Below are 23,832 nucleotides of genomic sequence, written 5' to 3' on the forward strand. Positions count from 1 at the left end.
CATAATTACAAATAAAGGCTATTCTTTATTGCGAAAGATTGAATAATGCCGCTTTAACACTTTTTAAGAACTAATATGTGTAATTTTAGAGCATTAATTCAAAAAACTAAAATCATGAAAAAAATTACTTTATTAACATTTGCTTTGTTTACTCTAATATTAAGCAATGAAGCTAATGCACAATGTACAGATTTCTCTGGAGGAGGTCCGTACACCAATTTTAACAGCCTTTTTGGTGGAGCACCTTGTGATGATGGCACTGGTTGTCCTTTTAATGAAATAAGCACATTTGAAGCATGGGCTGATGAGTCTTATGTAATGGACAATATAGTTGTAGGTCACACCTATACATTTAGTCTTTGTAACGGACCAGGAGCTGGTACATGGGTACCTAGTTTTTCAATTATAGCACCATCTGGAGCTATTGATGCTTTTGGTTTAGATGTTGGTTCAACCTGTTCTTTAACTTGGACAGCTACAGAAGCCGGGACATATACCATTGGTATTTCTGAAGCAGGCGTACCTTGTGACTCATCAACAAACGCTACTACTAATAATGGATTTCCTGCAATTACTTGTACGAATGGAGATACATGTGAGGCATGTATTGTAAGTGCACCAGATGCCGTTGCTTCTGCTGTATTACCAGCGGATGGAGCTACAGATGTAGAAATTGCATATGGTGAGGCAAACAACAATTTGGGTCCTTTTGAGTGGTTAGCTGCAACTACAGGTGATCCAGCAGACGATTTTAATATTAGCTTTGGAACTAATCCAGCAGCTGATAACATTGGTGGACTATCCGGTTTTGCTAGTGGCGGAAGTATTAACTTTGGTTGGTTGCCGAATACGACTTATTTCTGGACTATCGAAGCCGTTAATTGCGCAGGTTTAACACCAGGTCCTATTTGGAGTTTTACAACTTCTGCATGTACAGATACTGCAGCTCCTGCTGGAGTAAGTGCACCAGTTCCTGCTGATGCAGCACCTAACGTTACACTTAATGCAGATGGAAATGCTTTATTATTTAATTGGACTGAAGGTGATCCTAATGCTACTTTTACTTTAAACCTTGGTGTCACTAATCCACCAACTCAACCTTTTGTTAATTTTGAAAATGGAGCACCTATAACAGGTTTAGCTGAAAACACAACATACTTCTGGTCTGTAGATGCTGTAAATTGCTTTGGAACAACAGCTGGAACAGTTTGGAGTTTCACAACTGGTATTGCCTTATCCGTAGAAGAAAATCAAATTGAGACGTTTAGTGTTTATCCTAATCCAACTTCTGCTGTTTTAAATATTAAGACAACTAAAGAGATTGATAATGTTACAGTTTTTAACCTTTTAGGTCAGAGTGTTGCAACGTATAGTAAGAGTGATCTTTCTAACGATTCAATAGATTTATCTAAATTATCTAATGGTTTATATTTAGTTAGAATATCTGCTGAAGGTACAACGCAAACAATCCGTGTTACTAAAGAGTAATTACGTATTTATAATTATAAAAAAAGCGGCCTATGGCCGCTTTTTTTATGTCTAAATTTAATTATACTGTAAGTTTTAACTTTTATTAGCCAACTGCCCACAAGCGGCATCAATATCTTTACCTCTGCTTCTCCTTACAGTAACTGTAATATTATTAGCTTCTAGCACATTCACATACATATCTAAAGCTTTTGTATTGGCTTGCTGAAACTCACCATCATCAATTGGGTTGTATTCTATAATATTAACCTTGCTTGGCGCAAATTTGCAAAATTCAACTAAAGCATCTACATCTTTTCGTTGGTCATTAATACCTTCCCAAACAACATACTCATACGTAATTCTGTTCTTTGTTTTTGCATACCAATATTCTAAAGCTTCACGCAAATCATTTAAAGGGAACGTCGCATTAAAGGGCATTATTGAAGTTCTTATCTCATCTATTGCAGAATGAAGCGATACAGCCAATTTAAACTTTACCTCATCATCTGCCATTTTCTTTATCATTTTTGGCACTCCAGATGTAGAAACTACAATACGCTTTGGCGACATGCCTAAACCTTCTGGTGAGGTTATTTTGTCTATAGCTTTAATAACATTATTGTAATTCATGAGTGGTTCACCCATACCCATAAATACAATATTACTTAATGGTCTATTATGATATAAACGGCTTTCATTATCTATTGCGACTACTTGATCGTATATTTCATCTGGATTTAGATTACGCATGCGCTTTAACCTAGACGTTGCACAAAATTTGCAATCTAAACTACAACCAACCTGAGAAGACACACAAGCCGTTGTACGAGACCCTGTTGGTATTAACACAGATTCTACAATTAAATCGTCATGTAATCTTACAGCATTCTTTATAGTACCATCAGAGCTGCGTTGCATCTGATCTACCTTAATATGATTAATCACGAAGTTATCCTCTAAAACTTGACGCGTTTCTAAGGACACATTAGTCATATCCTCAAAGCTGTATGCTGACTTTTTCCATAACCACTCGTAAACCTGATTACCTCTAAAAGCCTTATCTCCTTGCTTTACAAAGAATTCTCTGAGTTGCTCTTTAGTTAGTGCGCGTATGTCTTTCTTTTTAACTTCCATCTGTTGCAAAAATACTTAAATGCATTGGTTTACTTCACAAATAAAAAAAAGCCTCAATTAAGAGGCTTCTTTTATTCTTTATAATTCTTAATTAAATGATAAGCATAGCATCACCATAAGAATAAAATTTATACTTTTCTTTTACAGCTTCTTCATAAGCCTTTTTCATAAAATCATGACCTGCGAAAGCAGATACCATCATTAATAAAGTAGACTTTGGTGTGTGGAAGTTAGTAATCATAGCATTAGCAATACTAAATTCATATGGAGGAAAAATAAATTTATTAGTCCATCCTTCATAATCATTTAATCTACCAACAGATGATACCGCACTCTCTACAGTTCTCATAGATGTTGTACCTACTGCACAAACACGTCTCTTGTGTTCAATACCATTATTGACTATAGCTGCAGATGCTTCTGTAATAATAATTTCTTCACTATCCATTTTATGCTTAGATAAATCTTCAACCTCAACTGGGTTAAATGTACCTAAACCTACATGTAAAGTTACTTCTGCCAGTTCTACACCTTTAATTTCTAACCGTTTTAACAAGTGCTTAGAAAAATGCAATCCGGCTGTAGGAGCTGCTACTGCACCTTCATTTTTTGCATATATAGTTTGGTAACGCTCTTCATCTTCTGGCTCAACCTCTCTATTTATATATTTTGGAAGAGGTGTTTCACCTAATTCCGTCAATTTTTTTCTAAAATCATGGTAAGAACCATCATACAAGAAACGCAATGTACGTCCTCTAGACGTTGTATTGTCAATAACCTCTGCTACTAAAGTTTCGTCTTCACCAAAATATAACTTATTACCAATTCTAATCTTACGTGCAGGATCTACTAGAACATCCCAAAGACGTTGATCTTGGTTAAGTTCGCGCAATAAAAATACTTCAATCCTAGCTCCTGTTTTCTCCTTGTTACCATAGAGTCTTGCAGGAAAAACTTTAGTATTATTAAGAATCATCACATCACCTTCATCAAAATAATCGATAATATCTTTGAACTGCTTGTGCTCAATGGTTTGCTTTGCTCTATTAAGCACCATTAATCGCGACTCATCTCTGTGTTCTGACGGATGCTCGGCTAATAATTCGTCTGGAAGATCAAAACTAAAATGTGATAATTTCATGTGTATGTTTTATTTTTTTAGAATTGCAAATATACAATCTCGAGATAGGCCTTGTCAAGTAAATAGATGTTTATTTTATAATGAAGCCTACAGCCTTTAAATCTTCCCAAAATTGTGGGTATGATTTAGACACCACATTAGCTTCTTTAATAGCAATAGAAGTCTTTAATGCTAAAGGGGCAAATGCCATAGCCATTCTATGATCTTTATAGGTTTCTATCTCAATAGCGCTTACTATAGTATCTGAAGCCTTAAGGAGTAATGAGTTCTCTGTAATAACAACGTCTGCACCTAATTTTTCCAACTCGGTTTTAAGGGCTATTAATCGGTCAGTCTCTTTTATTTTTAGCGTATGTAAACCTTTCATATGACAACCAATTCCTAAACCAAATGCTGTCACTGCAATGGTCTGTGCAATATCTGGTGCATTTGCTAAGTCTAAATCAATTACTGTTTTAGAATTAGTAGTCGCTAATTTTTGGAGTATAACCGTAGTACTCTTAAATGTTGTTTGAACACCAAAACTTTGATAAATCTCAGCTAAAACTGCATCTCCTTGTAGTGATTTTTCTTTGTAAGAGGCTATTGTAATCTCTGTACCTAAATCACTTAAAGCTACAATACTATACCAGTAAGATGCAGATGACCAATCTGACTCTACAGTTAACACCTTAGGTTTTAAAATATCTTTATTGGGCTTTACTGTTATGATATTCTTTTGAAAACTTGTCTGTACATCTATCTCATTCAACAAACTCAAAGTCATGTTTATGTATGGTACTGAAGTTATTTTTCCATCTAAGACTAACTCTATTCCGTCTTCAAGTTTTGAAGCTATTAACAGTAAAGCCGAAATATATTGACTGCTTACATTGGCTTTTAAAGTTACTTTATTATTGGTTAGTTTTCTACCAATTATTTTTAATGGCGGAAAACCATCATTTTCTAAATATGAAATATCAGCTCCTAGCGCTCTTAAAGCATCTACCAATATTTTTATTGGTCGCTCTTTCATACGATCAGAACCTGTTAACGTAATTTCTCGTCCTTCTTGCACAGAAAAATAAGCGGTAAGAAATCGCATTGCTGTACCTGCATGATGAATATCTATAGTATCTTCTTGAGACTTTAATGCCTTCTGCATTAATACAGAATCATCTGAATTAGATACATTATCTATACTAATTTGAGGATATAAAGCTTTTAATAAAAGTAAACGATTAGACTCACTCTTTGAGCCTGTTATTTTTATTGATGATTGACGATTTGCTATTGAAGATTTATGAATTTTAATATCCATTAATTTGAAAAATATGAGTTCCGCACTAACTAATTTTAAGTTACAAAGCTACTTCAATTTCTCATTATTATGATGCCTATCGTGATCGCGTTTTGTTTTTTTATCTAATTTTTTATCAAACGCTTCCTGTAAATCTATACCTGTTTGGTTGGCTAGACATAACACCACAAACATAACATCTGCCAATTCCTCACCTAAATCCTTATTTTTATCGCTCTCCTTTTCACTTTGCTCTCCATAGCGCCTTGCTATAATTCGAGCTACTTCACCTACTTCTTCTGTTAATTGAGCCATATTGGTTAACTCATTAAAGTATCTTACCCCATGCTCTTTAATCCAATTATCAACTTCGGTTTGCGCGTTTTTAATATCCATAATTATGATTTAGTGAGTACAATTTGTTCCGCTTGCTTTTCTATAGTTTTCTCAAAAAATGCTTTGAAATCGCTATAATCAGAAGGCTCTATATAAGGGTTGTTAATTTGAAAATCTACTTTGAGCTGTAGGTATTTACCATTTAATTTAGCTAGGTATACAAATCTAGCCTCACCGCCTTTAAATTCTATTGCTAAAGTTTGTGGAAGTGACTCTACTTTATAGCCTTCTGGCAAAGCAATATTAACTAAATATTTATCTTGGTAAGAAACTACAAAATCTATAGGATAACTGCGTTCTTCTAACTTAAACAGACTCTCTTTAGTGCCCATAAATAACAAAGGAGTAAAATATAAGTTACCACCAATGTCGTCTACCGCATCAGTTAACTCATAATCATAAGATACTTTAACCGATTGTGATATGTCTTTATCATTCTCGTAATTTAATTCGCTTATAACTAAATCCCCTTTATCAGCTTCTAAAGCCTTAATGTGATCCTCTGTACTAACGTTAGTATATCTTTTTCTATAATTTAATGCTGAATATGATGTCATATTTTGTCTTACTTTACCCGTTGCTGATAAATCAGCATTTAAAGTAACATTAAGCATTGAGCTTTCTGTAGATTTCTTGTTAGACTTCAAGTTTATCCATCTAGAAGAACCATCTTCATCTAAGACACGACCTTGCCAATTTAATACACGCATCGGTAACACATTATTTGTACTGTAAGGTTCTGTAGCATCTATTAACAGATAGTTATCTCCACTCTGAACCATACAAATAACATAGTTAAAGCCTTCTCTTGTTGGAAATAAAGGAAATCCATTATTTCTTGTACTTACCAAAACCGGATTTGCATTTACACCTTGAGAACGTAACATTGCCGTTACTAAAAGGTTGATATCTGCAACATTCCCCTCGCCTTCCTTATAAGCATTTCTTATTCCTTTTTGCGCATATTTACCATAAGTACCATTCCACTTCACTTTAGATTTAACTAAATTTTCTACTAGAAATGCTTTTTGAAAATCATCTTCAACACCATCCGTAAGCGCATTTAAATCATCTTTAAAAAAACTAGACTTATCTAATTGTTTTCCAAAATTATCGCTTTCATAGATTGTTTTTGAAACCTTATCCCAGGTAGATGTGAAGGATTTTGTTATTACACCATCAGCATTTACAAATGCAGATAGCTCCATACTAAGTTTAGCTTTGTAATTATTTATATTACCTGCAAAAGACTCTGCAGCTAAGGAAGGTATATCTACTTCGTTAAGTTGCACAATAGTTTCTACATAATCTACTGAGTTTACACCAAAAGAACCACCTGTAGTATTATCTGAGCGTGTAGAGGTTGAGCCAGAGCCACCTGTATTAATATTTTTTTGCTTAATACTTTCCGTCATTTGAGCTCTAAATATAGCCTTAGGGTTTAAAAACCTATTGTAGCTACGAAACTGTGGAGTCGCAATTTTAACATCTAGCTTATTCAATGGTACATTATACTGTAAATCGATATCATCTATAAGCGGAGAGCTTGAGGTTACTTTGTATGTGTATTCTAAAACAGAGCCTACTTTAACATTAGGTAAAATAAAAGACTCTGCTGAATAGTTCTCTGACATTTCTTCTTCAAAAACAGCACTCCCCTTTAACTTATCTTTTTTTATTTTGCCTTCTTCTAAGTTATAGGTGCATCCTTTTAAACCTTTAACATTTTCTTTAACAGCACTGCTACCCTTATAAAGGTAAACTTTTTTGTTAGCCCAATCAAAACCGTCTTCATTATAAATTTTTATTCGCATTTGAACAGTACGCTCCTGTACAAAACCTAAATTCTTATTATAAACAAACGAAATCTGTTCATTTCTATATAATATAGCTGCGTTTGCAGCTGAGTCTTTTGGGTGAAATTTTTCTTTTAGTTCTGTTTTTGAAACTTTACCAAAATCATAATTTTGTCCTTGTAATTGACTAAATGATAAAGTAATTGTGAGAATAAATATTAGTTTTTTCATAATAGGTGGTGATGTTGATTTTTTAGTTGATTAAAGCTTAACGAATACGATTTTAGACTTATCGTTTTTTACGATTTGTTTTCTAAAATCTCTGTAAGCCGAATAATCTTCTTTGTTGTAGTTTCCTTTATTAAGGATATAAGTTCTTGTATACTTTAATTTATTTCCATCTAGGGCTTCAAGTTTGTATTTATAGATTCCGAACTTAGTTTCGATTTCTTCACCATCAGACATAGCCTCTACTTTTAAACTCTCTGGGTATTGAATTATAAATTCATCGACATCTTTAAAAGCACGATCTATCTTAAACTCTAATTTTCTATTAGGATATCTTGGAGGAATATTTGTAACTCTATTAAACATATTAGGTTGTAATATGAGCCTGCTACCTGTTTTTGATGCATAATTATTAGATGCTAATTTAATGTCTTCTGTATAAATTACATTAGCCTTGTCATTAACAATGTTAATTGCGCTGATACTTATGTTGTTGATATTATCCCAATAGTCTTTATAGTGTAATTGTTGATCTCTTTCGGTTTTTTTCTCAATACCATCATGTAAGCCATATTGAAAACCTGTTGTTTCAATAGTAACTGAAGCTTCAAAACCACCTGTTTCGTCTAACGTTACTGATGCATTTGTTTTCTGTACGCTATCATCTGCCGCATATATCTTTGTGTGAACAATTTCACCACCTTCGGGCTTAACTAATAACACGTCTCTATCATCTGTAAAACCAGCAGTAAATCCGAATGGATTTGTTTGACTTGTGCACTCTAAAAATATATTTTCATCATCATTAGGCACACATAAAATAGCATGATTTCCTTGAACAGATGAAAAATCACTATCTAAATCTCTAATACTTTTACCACCATAAACCAAAGTGTAATAAGACGGTACTTCTACAGCTTCTAAAAGTGCTTTTGTATAATTGGTAAGCCCCTTACAATCTGCATAACCTAGCTTATCTACGTCATCTGCTAACATGGGTTTCCATCCACCAATACCAACTTGTATACTAATGTAGCGTGTTCGCTCTTGCATATAATTATAGACTAGTTTGGCACGCTCTATTTTATTATCTATACCAGCTGTTAAATCCCTAACCTCATCTATTGTTGCTTGTGGTATTTGGTCTGTTCCAGTTAATAATCTGTCGTACATCCATTTCCCAAAGTCCGTCCAATCATTATTTAAACCTTCTACACCCATCATATTAAACTTTCTAAGTGCAACCTTAAAACGTGGAACAATAACTAGTAAATCTGGTGTGTAGGCTTCATATTTAATGCCTTCAATATTTTTGGCAATGAAGTGATTTTGAGAAACTTCTTCGATATTAAAATTTATAAAGTTTTCTTTTTTTGTTTTAAGTTCTAAACCAGCCGAATTAATTATTTCATACTCTGCATGTTCTATACTTACAAAATAGCTATCTACAGGTGTCCAATTTGGGAAAAAGGCTGTAGTGCTTGTTACAACTTCAGAGGTGTATTCTACCGTGTAAGGATATTTATTCGGAGTATAGCTCATGTACTTAACGCGATCATCTTCGTAAATAGATATATCGCTAACAGCACTAGCATCAACAAAATCCCTTTCTTTAACTTTTTTTATCTCTTCACCAAAAGCATCATAAATACGAGCTTCCATTTTTACTATCTTCCTATTATCATCGTAAGATTCTGCTGCATTCACTCTATTCTTACCGTATTTATTAAAAACTGTAACAATACGCTTTGTCTTTACATTAATTTGGTCGTAGCTAACAATTTCTACTGTTTGCTTTTCAAATCTAACAACGGCATTGGCTTTTGCTTTTAGCTCGCTTGAAATAAATAAAGAACTATAATCTTTATCAGATTGCGAAAAAATAGAAAACGAAATACAAATTAAAATAAATGAAAGTACTGGTTTTAATCCTGGCATATAGAGAGTTTCAGTTTAGGAATTTAAATATAAAGAGGATTTGTATATTACCAAATAATTCTTGTGACATTTTACCTATATTTTTTTAAACCTTAGAAATACACGATTAAGTTCAGGTCATTATATCCTGTTGTCTCTTTTAAAAAAAAAAAACAACAATTAAAATAATAAAACATGGTATGGCAATATACTTTAACTCACTCAAAATGACATTTATTCCCCATTCTGAAAAAAACTTTTCAATACCTATTGGAGGCACTTTAATTTCTCTGAATGGAAAAAAGTAACTCGAATTATCAAAAGGAATAAAAAAGCCAACTCCTTTACCTCCAGAAGTCATAGCATCTAAAACACCGTGAGATAGTGTTGACAGAAACAACACTATAACAAAAATTGTTTTTGGTTTTTTCCAAATAAAAGGGATAGTAATCCACTACAAAGAACTGCAAATACTATAGAATGTGTAAAACCTCTATATCCTAATGGATGCGAATAACTGATGCAAAAATTAAATACCAAAACATCTGAATCTGGCAGTATTGCGGAACCGATTGCTAAAAATAAAAGTAATTTATTTGATTTTGAATCTATAACTTTGCCGCTGTGTACGCTACTAAGCCGTGACCAAAAATTGATGCCATTATGCCCTGTCTTTAGAATCTATAATTAGAGTAACAGGTCCATCATTAACCAACTGCACTTTCATATCTGCAGCAAATTCTCCTGTTTGAATTTGCTTTTGTAATTCGACCTCAAGTGTTTCAATAAAGTTATGATATAATGGAATTGCAACATCTGGTTTTGCTGCTTTAATGTAACTCGGACGATTTCCTTTTTTTGTACTTGCGTGCAGCGTGAACTGACTGACTAAAATAATATCTCCATTAGCCTCAATAATAGATGCATTCATAACGTTATTTGAGTCCGCAAAAATTCTAAGATTTACTATTTTTTTACAAAGCCAGTCGATATCTTCTTTTTTATCTTCTGGCACAATACCTAAAAGTATTAAAAGACCTTTTTTTATAGACGCTACTTCATTATCATTAATTACAACCGAAGCTTCAGTAACTCTTTGCACAACTATTCTCATTCGTTATCCCAATTATCAGTTCGATAATGCTCATCTTCTCCTTCTAAAATCTGAACATAACTTTTATATCTTGAATACGATATAACATCATTCTCTAAAGCATCTTTTACAGCACATATTGGCTCTTTTAAATGCAAACAATTATTAAACTTACAGTCTTGTTTTAGTTTGAAGAATTCAGGAAAATAATCACCTATTTCTTCCTTTTCCATATCAACAACTCCAAAACCTTTTATACCTGGAGTATCTATGATAACGGCATCGAAGCTTAAATCGAACATCTCTGCAAATGTCGTTGTATGCTGTCCTTGCATGTGCTGCTCAGAAATAGCCTTAGTTTTTAGATCTAGACTAGGCTCAATGGTATTTACAAGAGTAGATTTACCTACACCAGAATGGCCGGCAAACATACTCACTTTACCAAGCATCATTTGTTTTACCTCATCTATGTTTTGTCCTGTTATTGCAGAAATCTCAATACAGTCGTAACCAATTTTTCTGTATATACTCTCTAGATATTTTACCTCTAGCAAAGTCTCTTGGTCATAAGTATCTATTTTATTAAATAACAAAACAGTTTTTATAGAATAAGCTTCTGAAGTCACTAAAAACCGATCTATAAAGTTTGTAAATGTTGGTGGATTATCTATAGTTACTAATAAAAACACCTGATCTATATTAGAGGCTATAATATGAGTTTGCTTTGATAGGTTTACTGATTTACGTACAATGTAATTTTTACGTTCTTCAATACGATTAATAATACCTGTTTCTGTATTGTTTTTTGTTTCTAATTCAAATTCAACTGTATCACCAACAGCAATAGGATTAGTGCTTTTTATACCTTGTAATCTAAAGCGACCTTTAATGCGGCATTCGTAGAATTTACCGTTCTTTGTTTTAACGGTGTACCAACTGCCTGTAGATTTATATACTATTCCTGTCATTTTATTTATTAGCCTTTAGCAAAGAAACGACTTTGTCGTAAAATATCATTAATTTAGAACTACTAAAAATTAAATCAAAATATCATAAAAAAAATCCTACTATCTATCGGATTACTCACTATTGGATATATTTCCTTTTCTTTTATTACTAAAGAAAACCAAAACCCCAAATAGAGTATAAAGTTGTTACCAGCGTAGAATCTATAGTTCCTAATGGTTTAGGGCGTTTTCGCTTAATATCTTCAAATGAAGACAGAAACTTTGAGGATTATACATCCGAACGCTCTGATAAAGATGATAAAAGAAATAAATCTAAAAGAAAAAATATTCGCGTTAAAGATTTTGAAGAAACGAAATTATTAAATTTCTATAATATTGGTGGTATTCGCTTTCAGAATATCGTAGCGAACGATGCCGTAATTACTTCTAAGTTAATAGCCATGGCAAAAGAAGGTTGGGAACTAGCCTTTGTTAGTAGCTCACCTGAAAGTGATGCTGGTCAAGGTGATGGACAGGGAATTTTTGTGACGCGTTATATTTTTAAACGACTTAAGCCCTAACAATAATAATCAACTGATTTAGTCTGTTTTGGGTAAACTATACTCAGAATTTCAATATTAAAGCTTGTATTTCTCTATCCTACAACTTGTATTTCCTTATCCTACAAACATATACATATCTTTGTCATACAATTATTTATATCTATTTTTACCACACTTAACAAAACCTAACCGAATGCGTTCTTACTTGTTACTTGCTTTTTGTCTTATTTTCACTATAGCTAGCTTTAGTCAGACTAAAATCTATAAAATCGGCTTCCTTCTCGATAACAATTCTACTGAAATTAACAGCCTATTAGGAGAACTTTCAAATGAAATTTCTGCCGTAGTTGGTGAAGACGCTATCATTACATTTCCCGAGGCTAGTAGATTGGTTAACAACTTTAATACAATAAAAGCATTAAGTAATTACAATGTCTTAGTGCAAAACGATACAGACATAATTATTGCCTTTGGCATTGTTAATAATGCCGTAATTTCTAAAATTGGGACTTACCAGAAACCAACAATTCTTTTTGGAGCTTTAAGTGAAGAATTAATAACTGATCAAACACTTGTTTCTAATATAGAAAACTACACATCTATTATTACATCACAGTCCTATACTGAAGATTTAAAGTTTCTTAAAAAATTAGCAAATCCTAAAACTGTAGGTGTTGTTCTTGAAAAAGCATTCACAGATAATTTACCAATAGCCGAAACATTCAGTAAAATAGGAAAGGACTTAGACATTGAAATGCGTCTTATCACATTTGAGTCTTTGGCTGACATCACTTCAAATCTTGATAACATAGATGCAGTATACTTAGCAGGCGGGTTTTACTTTTCTGAAGAGGAAATAAAACAACTTGCAGAGGTATTGATTGAAAAGAAACTGCCATCATTTTCAGCAAATCCTGTAAAAGATGTGAAGAATGGACTTCTTGCTACAAATCACGATCAGTCTCAATTAAATCAATTTTTTAGGCGTATTGCTTTAACTGTAGAGTCAGTGGTTAATGGAAATGGCTTATCTGGCTTAAGTACCAAGCTCGAATCTAAAAGCACCTTAACTGTTAATTATAATACAGCAGAAAAAATAGGTCTACCGCTTAAATATAGTTTAATTGCCACCACAAGTTTTGTTGGTAACCCTCAAGAGATTGTGGCAGATAAAACGTACACACTGGTTAGTGTTATGCAAGAAGCTATAGCTGAAAATCTTGAGTTACAAACGTTTCAACAAGATATTAAACTTTCTCAAAAAGACTTACAATTTGCAAAAAGTGATTATTTACCAGACATTACTGCAAATGCATCAGGAAGTTATGTCGATCCAGGATTAGCTGAAGTGAGTAATGGTCAAAATCCAGAACTATCAACTTTGGGTAATATCACCTTATCACAAACTGTGTTTTCCGAAGCTGCAAATGCAAATATTAGTATCCAAAGATCGCTTCGTGACGCACAACAAGAAAACTATAATAGTGAAGCCCTCAATACAGTTTTTAATACAGCAACAGCTTATTTCACAGCTTTAATCTTAAAAGCGAATTTAAATATTCAGAATCAAAATTTAGAATTGACAAAGTACAATTTGAAAATTGCTGAAGAAAATTATGCGGCCGGACAAGCTGGTAAATCTGATGTACTACGTTTTAAGTCCGAAAAAGCTCAAAACACGCAACAAATGGTTGAAGCTATTAACCAGTTAGAACAAGGTTATTATGCCCTAAACCAATTATTAAATAATCCTATTGATACTAAAATTGATGTTGAAGAAGCTGAATTACGAAAAGGTGTTTTTAGCAATTATAACTATGAGCAGTTTGGACAGTTTTTAGATGACCCAAGATTAAGACTACCTTTTGTAAAGTTTTTGGTGCAAGAAGCTATAACAAATGCACCTGAGCTAAAAGCGTTAAACTATAATTTACAAGCTACAGAACGAAGTGAGCGTTTATTTGGTGCTGGTCGTTTTTTACCGACTGTGGGCTTACAAGGTCAATATAATTATGAGTTTTCAAGGTCAGGAGCAGGTGCAAATTTTATTTTTGGCGACCTTCCCCAAAGTTATTATACGCTAGGACTAAATGTATCACTTCCTATATTTAATCAGAATAAGCAGAATATAAACAAACAAATTGCTTCGATTCAAAAAGAACAACTTGAGATTTCTAAAGACAACATAGCTTTGAATATTGAAAAAAACATTAATGATTCGGTTTTAGAACTAGTGAATCAAATTTCAAATATTCAATTATCCGAGGTGTTTGAAGACACGGCAAAAGAAGCCTTAGATTTAACACAAACCTCTTATGCAAGCGGTGCTGTTAATATTGTTCAATTATTAGATGCTCAAAATAACTATTTACAAGCACAGCAGGCAAGCGCAAATGCCACCTATAATTACCTACAAAGCTCAATGCAATTAGAACGTTCTTTAGGATTGTTCTTTTTACTACAAGATGAAAGTGAACGCGAAGCTTTTATTCAGCGCTTTTTAGAATTCACACAAACTAATGACTAACCTTTAACACCTGTATGATAATGCTATCTAATCGAATCTTTAAAATCAGCAGCCTAGCCCTGGTACTTTTACTTGTGAGCTGTGGAGAAAAAGAAGTCAAAGAAGAAGTGATTTTACGACCCGTAAAATATAGCGAGGTTTCCTATTTAGGAGGTGAAAAATCCAGACAGTTTAGTGGTACTGCGCAAACTGAGAAAATTATAAATCTAAGTTTTAGAAGTAGTGGTATTGTGACTAAACTAGACATGAAACTTGGCCAAAATGTAAAAAAGGGGCAATTGTTGGGCACCTTAGATAATGTCTCCGCAAGACTAAGTTATGAGTCATCAATTTCGTCTAAAAATAGTGCGGAGTCTCAAATGAATACGACCAAACTATCCTTAAATCGAATGCGAACTTTATACGAAAAAGGAAGCTCTTCTTTAAGTGATTATGAAGCAGCTAAAAACTCTTATAGAACTGCAGTTGCTAGTTTTGAATCGTCAAAACGAAGTGTAGCAATTCAACAAGATCAAATTCAATTTGGATATCTATATGCACCTGAAGATGGTATTATTGCTTCTGTTACTGCTGAAGTTGACGAGAATGTATCTCCAGGACAAGCGATAGGCATTTTAAATGCCGGAACTGCTATTGAGATTTCTTTGGGCTTACCTGAATCTGTTATTAATGCGGTTAAAAAAGATATGAACGTTAAAGTGTCATTTACTGCAATTGAAGGTGAAACTTTTAAGGCTGTTATTACAGAAGTGGCTCCTGCTTTAGATGCAAACACATCGACATATCCAATTACTATTATGGTAATAGATACTGACGAACGCATAAAAAGTGGTATGGCTGCAAATGTCCTTTTTGAGTTTGTTAACGAAGACTTGGCGAAAGATATTATTGTTGTTCCTGCGAGTGCAGTTGGAGAGGATGGTAAGAGTAGATTTGTTTTTTTAATTGAAGGTGATTCAAATAAAGCGACAGTAAAAAAACATCCCATTACGATAGGAAGCCTAACTCCAGAAGGTTTTGAAGTAGAATCAGGGCTTAAGATTGGTCAAAAAATTGCAATAGCAGGTTTACAAACCTTATTAGATGGACAAGACGTAAAATTAAACTAAGCGTAAATGAATTTAGCAGCCTTTTCCATTAATAGAAACCGAATTACGTTTACAGTTCTTGGTACAATTATGATTCTTGGTATGGTATTTTACCAATCCTTATCACGAGACAGTATGCCACCTTATACGGTAAGAGTGGCAACCATCGTATCTTCATTTCCTGGATCTAGTCCAGAGCGTGTTGAGCTACTGGTTACTGATAAAGTTGAAAAAACTGTACAAGAAATACCAGAATTAAAAGAAGTAACGAGTACATCACGTTCAGGATTGTCTGTGGTCACTGTAGAACTCAAAGAACAGGTTAAGCCAGAAGAACTGCAAGCTGTTTGGGACAGGCTAAGAAGAAAGTTAACTCAAATTCAAGGATTACCATCTGGTGTCAAACCTAATTTAGATGATGATGGTATCGGAGAAGTCTTTGGTATTGCCGTTGGTTTAGCGATAGATGGCTTTTCTTATGCTGAAGCTAAAGATTATGTCGATGCTATTAAAGATGACTTTATTAAATTGGATCTTGCCGCTAAAGTAGAGGTCGGTGGTGTACAAGATGAACGTGTATTTATAGAATTTGATAATGCACGACTAAAAGAGTATGGTTTATCTGCTTCCAAATTACAAAGCATAATTGGTGCAACTAATATTTTAAGCTCTGGAGGTCAGGTCAATCTAGGAAATGAACGTATCATTTTAGAACCAACCGGAAATTTCAATTCTGTAGAAGATATTAAACAAACTCTAATTCCAGTTGGAGATGGTTCGCAGTTAGTATACTTAGGAGATATTACCACAGTGAGACAAGATTATATTGACCCACCAAAACAAGTGGTTACGGTGAGTGGACAGCCAGCTATTTCTATGCATGTGAGCCTAAAAGAAGGTGCTAATGTTATTCAATTAGGTGCTGATATGGATGTTGTGATTAAAGAGTGGAAAAAACGTTTACCAGTTGGATTAGAATTGAAGCGTTTATCATCACTTGACACTTATATTGAAGTTAAAATTAGTGCTTTTATAGTTAATTTAATTCAGGCCATTGCTATCGTATTAATTGTTATGCTCGTGTTTTTAGGGATGAGAACAGGAGGAATTATTGCCAGTTTAATTCCTATGGTAACGATTATGACATTAATGCTCATGGGCCTCATAGGTATGGGACTAAACCAAGTCACACTTGCAGCTTTAATTATGGCATTAGGGATGATGGTAGATAATGCCATTGTGGTTGCTGAAACTATAATGGTTAAAATGGAAAATGGCATAGACGCTAAAAAAGCAGCTATTGATGCCTGTGCCGAATTATTTACACCACTATTAATTTCTACCCTAACTACTTCTGCAGCTTTCTTAGCGTTCTATATGGCAGAATCGACAATGGGTGATATTGTCGGGCCCATATTTGTGGTCATCTCTTTAGCGCTATTATCTTCGTGGATTTTAGCCTTGACTGTAATCACATTGCTGTGTTTTATGTTTCTAAAAGTGACCCCAAAAGCAGAGAAAAAAGATAGTTTTATTGACAACATTATTAATAAACTAAAGCTGTACTATAAAAATTTAATCTTATTCGCACTTGCATATAAGCGTATTGTATTGGTCGTCATTGTAGCTTGTTTCTTTTTGTCCTTAAAAGGGTTTAGTTATATACCTTTTATTTTCTTTCCAGATAGTGATCGTAATATGGTCACTGTAGATATTAATTTACCACAAGGGAGTCGCATTGAAGCGACACAAGGTGTCATAAAAAGGATTGAAGATTTTATCAATTCTGATTTATTGGTTAACAAAAATAGACCTAATGGTATTTCAGATTGGTCGTCTTATGTTGGAGCAGGACCTGAATCCTATGACTTAGGCTATACAACGGATGAACCAGACCCTAGTTATGCACATATGTTAATCAATACCTCTGATTTCATCTACAATAATGAGATGGTAGAAAAATTAGATACGTATTGCTTTAATAATTTTCCTAGTGCAGATATTAAAGTAGGCTTATTGGGCTCAGGTGGAGGTGGAACACCAATTGAAGTTAAAATTTCTGGTGATAATCCAGATGTGCTTGCTGAGTTATCAGAACAAACGAAACAAAAACTAAAAACAGTTTCAGGAACTAAGAACATCAAAGATGATTGGGGACCAAAGACTAAAAAATTCGCTGTGAATATTGATCAGAATAAAGCACAAATGGCAGGTATTACAAGTGCTGATATTGCAACGTCATTGCAAACGGTTTTAGATGGATTTCAAACTGGTGAATATCGTGAAGATGATAAATCTATTCCTATTTTGATGCGAAGTAATGAAAGTCAGCAGCAAACACTAGCATCTATTGAAACCTTAAATATTTATGCTCAAAACTCTGGTAAAAGTGTACCATTGCTTCAAGTCGCTAGTATTGAGCCACAATGGCAATATGCAAAAATTAAGCGCTTAGATATAGATAGAACGATTAATGTGAGTAGCGAATTAAATGCTACAGGAAATGCCTCTTCCATCATGAAAGAAATGACACCTTATATGGCTGAAGTCTCTCAAGAATGGCCAGAAGGTTATACTTATAAGTTTGGTGGTGATGCAGAAAATACAGCAGAAAATATGGGAGCAGTAATTGGTTATTTGCCATTGTCTGGCTTTATAATTATTCTTCTTTTGATTATTATGTTTAATTCGGTTCGGAAAACAATAATGGTTGCTGCGACGATTCCATTAGGAATTATTGGAGTGGTTATAGGCTTACTTATTTTTCAAGAACCCTTTGGATTTATGCCATTTTTAGGTGTGATTTCATTAGCGGGAATTGTTATAAATAACGCTATTGTTTTAATAGACCGAATTCAAATTGAAGAAACCGAAATAAAACGACCCATTCAAGATGCTATAATAGCAGCGTGTTTACAGCGTTTTAGACCAATATTACTAGCTACATTTACAACGGTTTTAGGATTAATTCCTTTATATCTTAGTGGCGGAGAAATGTGGGAAGGTATGGCTGTTAGTATTATGGTTGGCTTATTATTTGGAACAGTCATCACTCTACTTTTTATTCCATCATTGTATAGTATACTGTTTAAAGTTAATTATAAGGATTATGAATTTGACGAATCTATCATGGATGATTAATAGTTAAAAATGATAGACAAGCTCTACGCATATCGCTTTGAATTATTTCTATTTACACAGTTGTCTATTTTATTTGATTCCCTTATCATACCAGTTGCATGGTTTTAAAAATTGGATAATGCCAATATTATTGTTATGTAATATAGCTGCATTACTTTAATGACTATTGGTTACGGAGATATTTTACCAGTGACTCCAATAGCGCAAAAAGCCTCTATTTTTATTGGTCTAATTGGTCAGTTTTATTTGGTGATTTTAACTGCTATTGTTGTTAGTAAATATATAAACCAGAAGGGAACTATAGACTAGGAATCATTAAAGAAAAAAACATTAATTATTCCTCGAAAGATTAATTTCAATTATAGCTTTAAATGCTTCACCAAATCATTTATAGATTTCAATTAAATTTCTCATAACTTAGTAACTTTCAATACTACTTTTGACATGTAATTAAAAAACAATCATGAAAACTATCAAAACATTTTTTACTGTAATTTTTATTCTAACTCTATTTAATATAAATGCACAATCACAAAAACAAATTAACTTAGAAAAAAACAAAGTTCAAATTTTCTCTGTTGAAGAGAGAGCCAATCTTCAATTACACTTTTATAATAAAACAAAAGAAATGAATTTGTCTGAAGAGGTTGAAGAAGAATACTACAAATTCTTATTACACTATGTATTCGATATGCAACGTCTAGATGACAAGGATAAAGATTTTACTAATGATGAAGTTAAGGAAGAACTAGAAAAGCTTGTTACTAAAATGAACACTAAAATACAGCCAGTTCTTACAGAAGAGCATTATCAAACGCATCTCAACAACTTTAATGATCTATTAAAAAGCATTTATAGAAGAAATGGTTGGGAATGGACTAAATGATAAAACTAAAAAGGCTCGCAAATCGCGAGCCTTTTTTATAAAACCATTTATCTTCTAATGATTGATAATCTTTTCTTGGTGGTTAATAGATTCTTGATGAATCGCCTTAAATACTCTAAGAATAAATTCTTCACTAAGGTTTTTCTCTTCCCCTTGAAGTATCATTTTACCTAAGATCTCATTCCAACGTTTAGACTGTAAAACAGCAACATTATGGTCTTTCTTTAGTGTACCTATATCATCAGCAACATTCATTCGTTTACCAATCATGTCTATTAATTGATGATCTATAACATCTATCTGAGTTCTCAGTGTGTTTATTTTATTTTTAAATTCAGTGGCTTCACCAATTTCTTTACGGATACGTAAATCTTCAGTATACTTAATTAAAGTTTTTGGCGTAATTTGTTGTGCTGCGTCACTCCATGCATTATCAGGATCGTGATGCGTTTCTATCATTAAACCGTCGTAATTTAAGTCTAAAGCAGTTTGGCTTAAATCAAAAATAATATCACGACGACCAGCAATATGGGAAGGGTCTAAAATTAAAGGTAAATCTGGAAAACGATTTTGTAAATCTATAGCAATCTGCCATTCGGGATTATTTCTATAACGTGTTTTCTCATAAGTTGAAAATCCTCTGTGAATAACACCTAAATTATTAATATCATTAGTATAAAAACGCTCTACAGCACCTAACCATAAAGATAAATCTGGATTCACGGGATTCTTAATAAGCACCGTTTTATCAGTTCCTTTTAAAGCATCTGCAATATCTTGAACTATAAATGGACTTACTGTGGTTCTTGCTCCAATCCAAAGGATATCTACATCATGTTTTAAGGCTAACTCTACGTGGTTAGCATTTGCTACTTCCGTAGTAGTCATCATACCTGTTTCCTCTTTTGCCTTTTGCAGCCATTTTAAACCTAGCGCTCCGACACCTTCAAAATTCCCTGGTCGTGTTCTAGGTTTCCAAATACCTGCTCTAAAGACTGTAGCATCACTATCTTTTAATTGATGTGCGATTTTTAAAACTTGTTCTTCAGTTTCTGCGCTACAAGGGCCTGCTATAACTAGTGGATGATCTAGGTTAAATGCATCTAGCCAATTTCTTAATTCTTTTTTATTTTCCATCGTGCTATTAATCTTCTTTTTCTTTCTATTTATTGTATTCCGTTTAATATATCTGTTAGACGATTTGTCGTTTCCATTTCTTTATAGACTCCTTCAAAATCGTCATCTTCCATTAACTTTTTAAAATGCTTTAGATTAGTAATATACTCATCTAAAGTTTCAATAACGTTGGTTTTATTTTGTTCAAAAATAGGTGTCCACATTGCGGGAGAACTTTTAGCTAAACGCACTGTACTTTCAAATCCACTACCAGCCATATCAAAAATATCACGATCATTTTTCTCTTTTTCAATAACCGTTTTACCTAACATAAATGAACTTATGTGCGATAAGTGTGAAACGTAAGCGATATGCTTATCATGCGCCTTTGGATTCATATAGCGAATTCGCATACCTAACTCTGAAAATAACTTCAAGGCTTTTTCTTGAAGCTTAAATGCCGTTTCTTCAACTTCGCAAATAATGTTAGTCTTATTTTTGTACAAGCCATGTATTGCTGCGCTTGGCCCTGAATATTCTGTACCAGCAATAGGGTGTACCGCTAAATAATTTCTACGCTTTGGATGAGCTTTAACCTTAATGCAAATATCTTCTTTTGTAGAGCCTGCGTCAAAAACTATAGTGTTATCAGAAATATAATCTAACACATCTGGCAATACCTTTAATGTTGCATCTACAGGAATTGCTAAAATCACAAAATCTGCATTTAACACATCTTTTAACGTTGCTTTTTCATCGATGACACCTAGTTTAACAGCCTCATCTAAATGTGCTTCATTTTTATCGATTCCGTAAATAGTGGTTGTTGGATATAGTTTCTTAATATCTAAAGCAAAACTGCCACCTATTAACCCAACTCCTATTATAAAAATATTATTCATGTCTATTTTACTCTAGCAATAGCTTCTTTTATTATTTCTTCTGATGCACATAATGAGAACCTAACATAGCCCTCTCCATTACTCCCAAAAACAGTTCCTGGTGCTAAAAATATTGAATGCTCTTTTAGTACTAAATCTGTAAATTCTTCTGACTTCAGATCTGGTGGTGACTTTGCCCAAACAAATAAACCTGTTGCATATTTATCGTAAGTACAATTTAGTGCATCGGCCAACTCCCATATGAGTTCTCGTCGTAGTTCATAAACACTGTTTAAGCTTACAAACCACATATCCGAGCACTGTAAAGCTTCAATTGCACCTTTCTGAATACCATAAAACATACCAGAATCCATATTGCTTTTTACCTTTAACACAGCATTGATATAATCATAATTACCAACAAGCATACCTACACGCCAACCAGCCATATTAAATGTTTTACTCAAAGAATTCAACTCTAAGCAGACATCTTTAGCATTATTATAACGCATAATGCTTATAGGCTTTTTATTTAAAATAAAGCTATATGGATTATCATTTACAATAAGAATATTATGACGTTTCCCAAAAGCAATAACCTCATCATAAAATTTGTTAGGTGCATTGGTCCCAGTTGGCATATGTGGATAATTAACCCACATAATCTTAACCTTACTTAAATCCATGCGCTCTAAAGCAATAAAATCTGGAAGCCAATTATTATCTTCTATTAGGTCATAAAATACAGGCTTTGCTTCTACTAGTTTAGTTACTGCAGCATACGTAGGATATCCTGGATTTGGCACTAAAGCCTTATCTCCTTTATTAAGAAATGCCATTGATATGTGCATTATACCTTCTTTACTACCTATTAATGGTAATACTTCCGTCTGCCCACTTATGTTAACTTTATAACGCGTTTCATAAAAACTTGAAATCGCTTCTCTTAACTCAGGTAGACCTTGATAACTTTGATATTTATTAGCACCTTCTTCTTCTAAACTATCTTTTAATGACCGTTTAGATTTAAAAGGTGGCGCTAAATCTGGGCTACCAATACCTAAATTAATAATTGGTTTTCCTTGTGATTTTAAAAATGCAACTTCACGTAATTTCTTAGAAAAATAATATTCTTCAACATGCTTTAAACGGTTTGCAACTTCTATCATATTCTCGCATTTTTATATTCACCTAATACTTTAAAATTCTCTGCCATTAATTGCATAATCACAATTGCTTTTTCGTAATCCTTATACGCATCAAAAGTAACATCTATAAAGAAGGCATACTTCCATGGAGTGTCAATTTTTGGTAAAGATTGAATTTTAGTTAAATTTAGTTTACAATCACTAATTACATTAAGCATGGTAGCTAAGCTCCCACGCTTATGATCTAATTCAAACTTTAGAGACGCCTTATTCAGCGCTTTGATTTCAATCTGATTATTTTGACGCTCAACAATAACAAAGCGTGTTTCGTTATGCTTTATGGTCTGAATACAAGATGCCAAAATAGTAACACCATACAAATCTGCAGCATTTTTACTTGCTATAGCGGCTATACCTTTAAGGTTCTGTTCAGAAATTTGCTTAGCAACACCTGCGGTGTCCTTAGCTTCAACTAACTTTATTTGCGGAAAATTCTTAAAAAATTCCTTGCACTGTAATAATGCCATTGGATGTGAATGCACCTCTTTAATATCTTCTATAGATTGTCCTTGTGATGCTAATAAATTATGCTGAACATCTAAATAATATTCACCAATAATCTTTAAATCATTATCATCAATTAACGCATAATTAGGAATAATTGAACCAGCAATAGAATTTTCTAATGCCATTACAGCAGTATCTGTTTTACCATTTAATAAACTATCTACAGTGTCATCAAAAGACAAACATTCAATCACATCTGTATTTACATCAAAATACTTCTGAGCAACTTCGTGATGAAATGATCCTTTAATTCCTTGTATGGCTATTGGCTTATTCAAACTTTATTATTACACATTAGATATTAAAACTACACCTTTAATTTACTGATTGCGATGATTTTAGATTATTTCAGTTTTAAAAAGTTAAAATAAAAAAAGTCTCGATTAAATCGAGACTTTTAAAAACTATATTTTGATTAAAACATACTAAGCCTCGTTCCTTTTTGTAAAAAAGAAGTAATACCAGTTGTAATATGCTTTAGATAAATTCATCGCTTAATTATGAGGTAAAAGTA

Annotated in this window: 19 protein-coding genes and 1 pseudogene; 7 read left to right on the forward strand and 13 right to left on the reverse strand. The window is 33.2% G+C overall.

Features of this window, described 5'->3' with window-relative positions:
* Positions 1-114: 114 nt before the first annotated feature.
* Complete coding sequence (locus tag B2U95_RS06740) at positions 115-1,488, forward strand: T9SS type A sorting domain-containing protein (protein WP_296314060.1); 1,374 nt, start codon at positions 115-117, stop codon at positions 1,486-1,488.
* A 75-nt stretch (positions 1,489-1,563) separates the two neighbouring features.
* Here the strand turns inward: B2U95_RS06740 and rlmN are convergent, their stop codons facing one another.
* The 9 genes and pseudogenes from rlmN to rsgA form a co-directional block, all read right to left on the reverse strand.
* Positions 1,564-2,604 (reverse strand): 23S rRNA (adenine(2503)-C(2))-methyltransferase RlmN, encoded by a 1,041-nt coding sequence (gene rlmN / locus B2U95_RS06745; RefSeq protein ID WP_296314062.1) that lies wholly within the window; start codon positions 2,602-2,604, stop codon positions 1,564-1,566.
* Between the two features lie 91 nt (positions 2,605-2,695).
* A complete protein-coding gene (gene queA, locus B2U95_RS06750; protein ID WP_296314063.1) occupies positions 2,696-3,745 on the reverse strand; it encodes a tRNA preQ1(34) S-adenosylmethionine ribosyltransferase-isomerase QueA in 1,050 nt (349 codons plus the stop codon).
* 70 nt (positions 3,746-3,815) lie between these two features.
* The gene (locus B2U95_RS06755; protein ID WP_296314065.1) at positions 3,816-5,045 is read right to left on the reverse strand and encodes a 3-phosphoshikimate 1-carboxyvinyltransferase; all 1,230 of its coding nucleotides are present in this window, start codon (positions 5,043-5,045) and stop codon (positions 3,816-3,818) included.
* Between the two features lie 48 nt (positions 5,046-5,093).
* Complete coding sequence (locus B2U95_RS06760) at positions 5,094-5,420, reverse strand: nucleotide pyrophosphohydrolase (protein ID WP_296314067.1); 327 nt, start codon at positions 5,418-5,420, stop codon at positions 5,094-5,096.
* A 2-nt stretch (positions 5,421-5,422) separates the two neighbouring features.
* Positions 5,423-7,447, reverse strand: coding sequence for a DUF3857 domain-containing protein (locus B2U95_RS06765; protein WP_296314068.1), 2,025 nt, complete (start codon positions 7,445-7,447; stop codon positions 5,423-5,425).
* A 30-nt stretch (positions 7,448-7,477) separates the two neighbouring features.
* Positions 7,478-9,382 carry a DUF3857 domain-containing protein gene (locus B2U95_RS06770; RefSeq protein ID WP_296314070.1) on the reverse strand — a complete coding sequence of 635 codons (1,905 nt, stop codon included), beginning with the start codon at positions 9,380-9,382 and terminating at the stop codon, positions 7,478-7,480.
* A 139-nt stretch (positions 9,383-9,521) separates the two neighbouring features.
* Positions 9,522-9,901, reverse strand: a pseudogene (locus B2U95_RS16300) (metal-dependent hydrolase).
* A 121-nt stretch (positions 9,902-10,022) separates the two neighbouring features.
* Entirely contained in the window at positions 10,023-10,475 is a 453-nt protein-coding gene (gene dtd, locus B2U95_RS06780) for a D-aminoacyl-tRNA deacylase (RefSeq protein WP_296314071.1), read from the reverse strand.
* A complete protein-coding gene (gene rsgA / locus B2U95_RS06785) occupies positions 10,472-11,422 on the reverse strand; it encodes a ribosome small subunit-dependent GTPase A (protein ID WP_296314073.1) in 951 nt (316 codons plus the stop codon). The genes dtd and rsgA overlap by 4 nt, the downstream gene beginning before the upstream one ends.
* Positions 11,423-11,592: 170 nt before the next feature.
* Here rsgA and B2U95_RS06790 point away from each other — a divergent pair, with 170 nt between their 5' ends.
* From B2U95_RS06790 to B2U95_RS06815, 6 genes are all read left to right on the forward strand, one after another.
* On the forward strand, positions 11,593-11,982 hold the full coding sequence (locus tag B2U95_RS06790) for a hypothetical protein (protein WP_296314157.1): 390 nt from the start codon (positions 11,593-11,595) through the stop codon (positions 11,980-11,982).
* Between the two features lie 175 nt (positions 11,983-12,157).
* Positions 12,158-14,491 (forward strand): TolC family protein, encoded by a 2,334-nt coding sequence (locus tag B2U95_RS06795; RefSeq protein ID WP_296314075.1) that lies wholly within the window; start codon positions 12,158-12,160, stop codon positions 14,489-14,491.
* 74 nt (positions 14,492-14,565) lie between these two features.
* Positions 14,566-15,600: an efflux RND transporter periplasmic adaptor subunit gene (locus B2U95_RS06800; protein WP_296314077.1), complete on the forward strand. Its 1,035-nt coding sequence runs from the start codon at positions 14,566-14,568 to the stop codon at positions 15,598-15,600.
* A gap of 6 nt (positions 15,601-15,606) precedes the next feature.
* Positions 15,607-18,720, forward strand: coding sequence for an efflux RND transporter permease subunit (locus tag B2U95_RS06805; RefSeq protein ID WP_296314078.1), 3,114 nt, complete (start codon positions 15,607-15,609; stop codon positions 18,718-18,720).
* Between the two features lie 150 nt (positions 18,721-18,870).
* Complete coding sequence (locus tag B2U95_RS06810; RefSeq protein ID WP_296314158.1) at positions 18,871-19,029, forward strand: ion channel; 159 nt, start codon at positions 18,871-18,873, stop codon at positions 19,027-19,029.
* 154 nt (positions 19,030-19,183) lie between these two features.
* Complete coding sequence (locus B2U95_RS06815) at positions 19,184-19,606, forward strand: hypothetical protein (RefSeq protein WP_296314080.1); 423 nt, start codon at positions 19,184-19,186, stop codon at positions 19,604-19,606.
* 54 nt (positions 19,607-19,660) lie between these two features.
* Here the strand turns inward: B2U95_RS06815 and B2U95_RS06820 are convergent, their stop codons facing one another.
* From B2U95_RS06820 to B2U95_RS06835, 4 genes are read right to left on the reverse strand one after another with little or no spacing between them, the layout of a single operon-like run.
* Entirely contained in the window at positions 19,661-20,743 is a 1,083-nt protein-coding gene (locus B2U95_RS06820) for a bifunctional 3-deoxy-7-phosphoheptulonate synthase/chorismate mutase type II (RefSeq protein ID WP_296314082.1), read from the reverse strand.
* Between the two features lie 29 nt (positions 20,744-20,772).
* Complete coding sequence (locus tag B2U95_RS06825) at positions 20,773-21,624, reverse strand: prephenate dehydrogenase (RefSeq protein WP_296314084.1); 852 nt, start codon at positions 21,622-21,624, stop codon at positions 20,773-20,775.
* A 2-nt stretch (positions 21,625-21,626) separates the two neighbouring features.
* Positions 21,627-22,772, reverse strand: a complete 1,146-nt coding sequence (locus B2U95_RS06830) for a pyridoxal phosphate-dependent aminotransferase (RefSeq protein ID WP_296314086.1) — start codon at positions 22,770-22,772, stop codon at positions 21,627-21,629.
* The gene (locus B2U95_RS06835; RefSeq protein WP_296314088.1) at positions 22,769-23,596 is read right to left on the reverse strand and encodes a prephenate dehydratase; all 828 of its coding nucleotides are present in this window, start codon (positions 23,594-23,596) and stop codon (positions 22,769-22,771) included. Before B2U95_RS06835 ends, B2U95_RS06830 begins: the two co-directional genes overlap by 4 nt.
* Between the last annotated feature and the right edge of the window lie 236 nt (positions 23,597-23,832).

Source organism: Winogradskyella sp. UBA3174, assembly GCF_002364335.1.
Lineage (GTDB): Bacteria > Bacteroidota > Bacteroidia > Flavobacteriales > Flavobacteriaceae > Winogradskyella.

What these genes read in the sequence shown, in the direction of transcription:
- B2U95_RS06825 (WP_296314084.1), bottom strand. Translation starts at nt 21,624, where the DNA reads ATGAATAATATTTTTATAATAGGAGTTGGGTTAATAGGTGGCAGTTTT.
- rsgA (WP_296314073.1), bottom strand. Translation starts at nt 11,422, where the DNA reads ATGACAGGAATAGTATATAAATCTACAGGCAGTTGGTACACCGTTAAA.
- B2U95_RS06815 (WP_296314080.1), top strand. Translation starts at nt 19,184, where the DNA reads ATGAAAACTATCAAAACATTTTTTACTGTAATTTTTATTCTAACTCTA.
- B2U95_RS06830 (WP_296314086.1), bottom strand. Translation starts at nt 22,772, where the DNA reads ATGATAGAAGTTGCAAACCGTTTAAAGCATGTTGAAGAATATTATTTT.
- B2U95_RS06795 (WP_296314075.1), top strand. Translation starts at nt 12,158, where the DNA reads ATGCGTTCTTACTTGTTACTTGCTTTTTGTCTTATTTTCACTATAGCT.
- B2U95_RS06770 (WP_296314070.1), bottom strand. Translation starts at nt 9,382, where the DNA reads ATGCCAGGATTAAAACCAGTACTTTCATTTATTTTAATTTGTATTTCG.
- B2U95_RS06755 (WP_296314065.1), bottom strand. Translation starts at nt 5,045, where the DNA reads ATGGATATTAAAATTCATAAATCTTCAATAGCAAATCGTCAATCATCA.
- B2U95_RS06820 (WP_296314082.1), bottom strand. Translation starts at nt 20,743, where the DNA reads ATGGAAAATAAAAAAGAATTAAGAAATTGGCTAGATGCATTTAACCTA.
- B2U95_RS06765 (WP_296314068.1), bottom strand. Translation starts at nt 7,447, where the DNA reads ATGAAAAAACTAATATTTATTCTCACAATTACTTTATCATTTAGTCAA.
- B2U95_RS06740 (WP_296314060.1), top strand. Translation starts at nt 115, where the DNA reads ATGAAAAAAATTACTTTATTAACATTTGCTTTGTTTACTCTAATATTA.
- queA (WP_296314063.1), bottom strand. Translation starts at nt 3,745, where the DNA reads ATGAAATTATCACATTTTAGTTTTGATCTTCCAGACGAATTATTAGCC.
- rlmN (WP_296314062.1), bottom strand. Translation starts at nt 2,604, where the DNA reads ATGGAAGTTAAAAAGAAAGACATACGCGCACTAACTAAAGAGCAACTC.
- B2U95_RS06805 (WP_296314078.1), top strand. Translation starts at nt 15,607, where the DNA reads ATGAATTTAGCAGCCTTTTCCATTAATAGAAACCGAATTACGTTTACA.
- B2U95_RS06760 (WP_296314067.1), bottom strand. Translation starts at nt 5,420, where the DNA reads ATGGATATTAAAAACGCGCAAACCGAAGTTGATAATTGGATTAAAGAG.
- dtd (WP_296314071.1), bottom strand. Translation starts at nt 10,475, where the DNA reads ATGAGAATAGTTGTGCAAAGAGTTACTGAAGCTTCGGTTGTAATTAAT.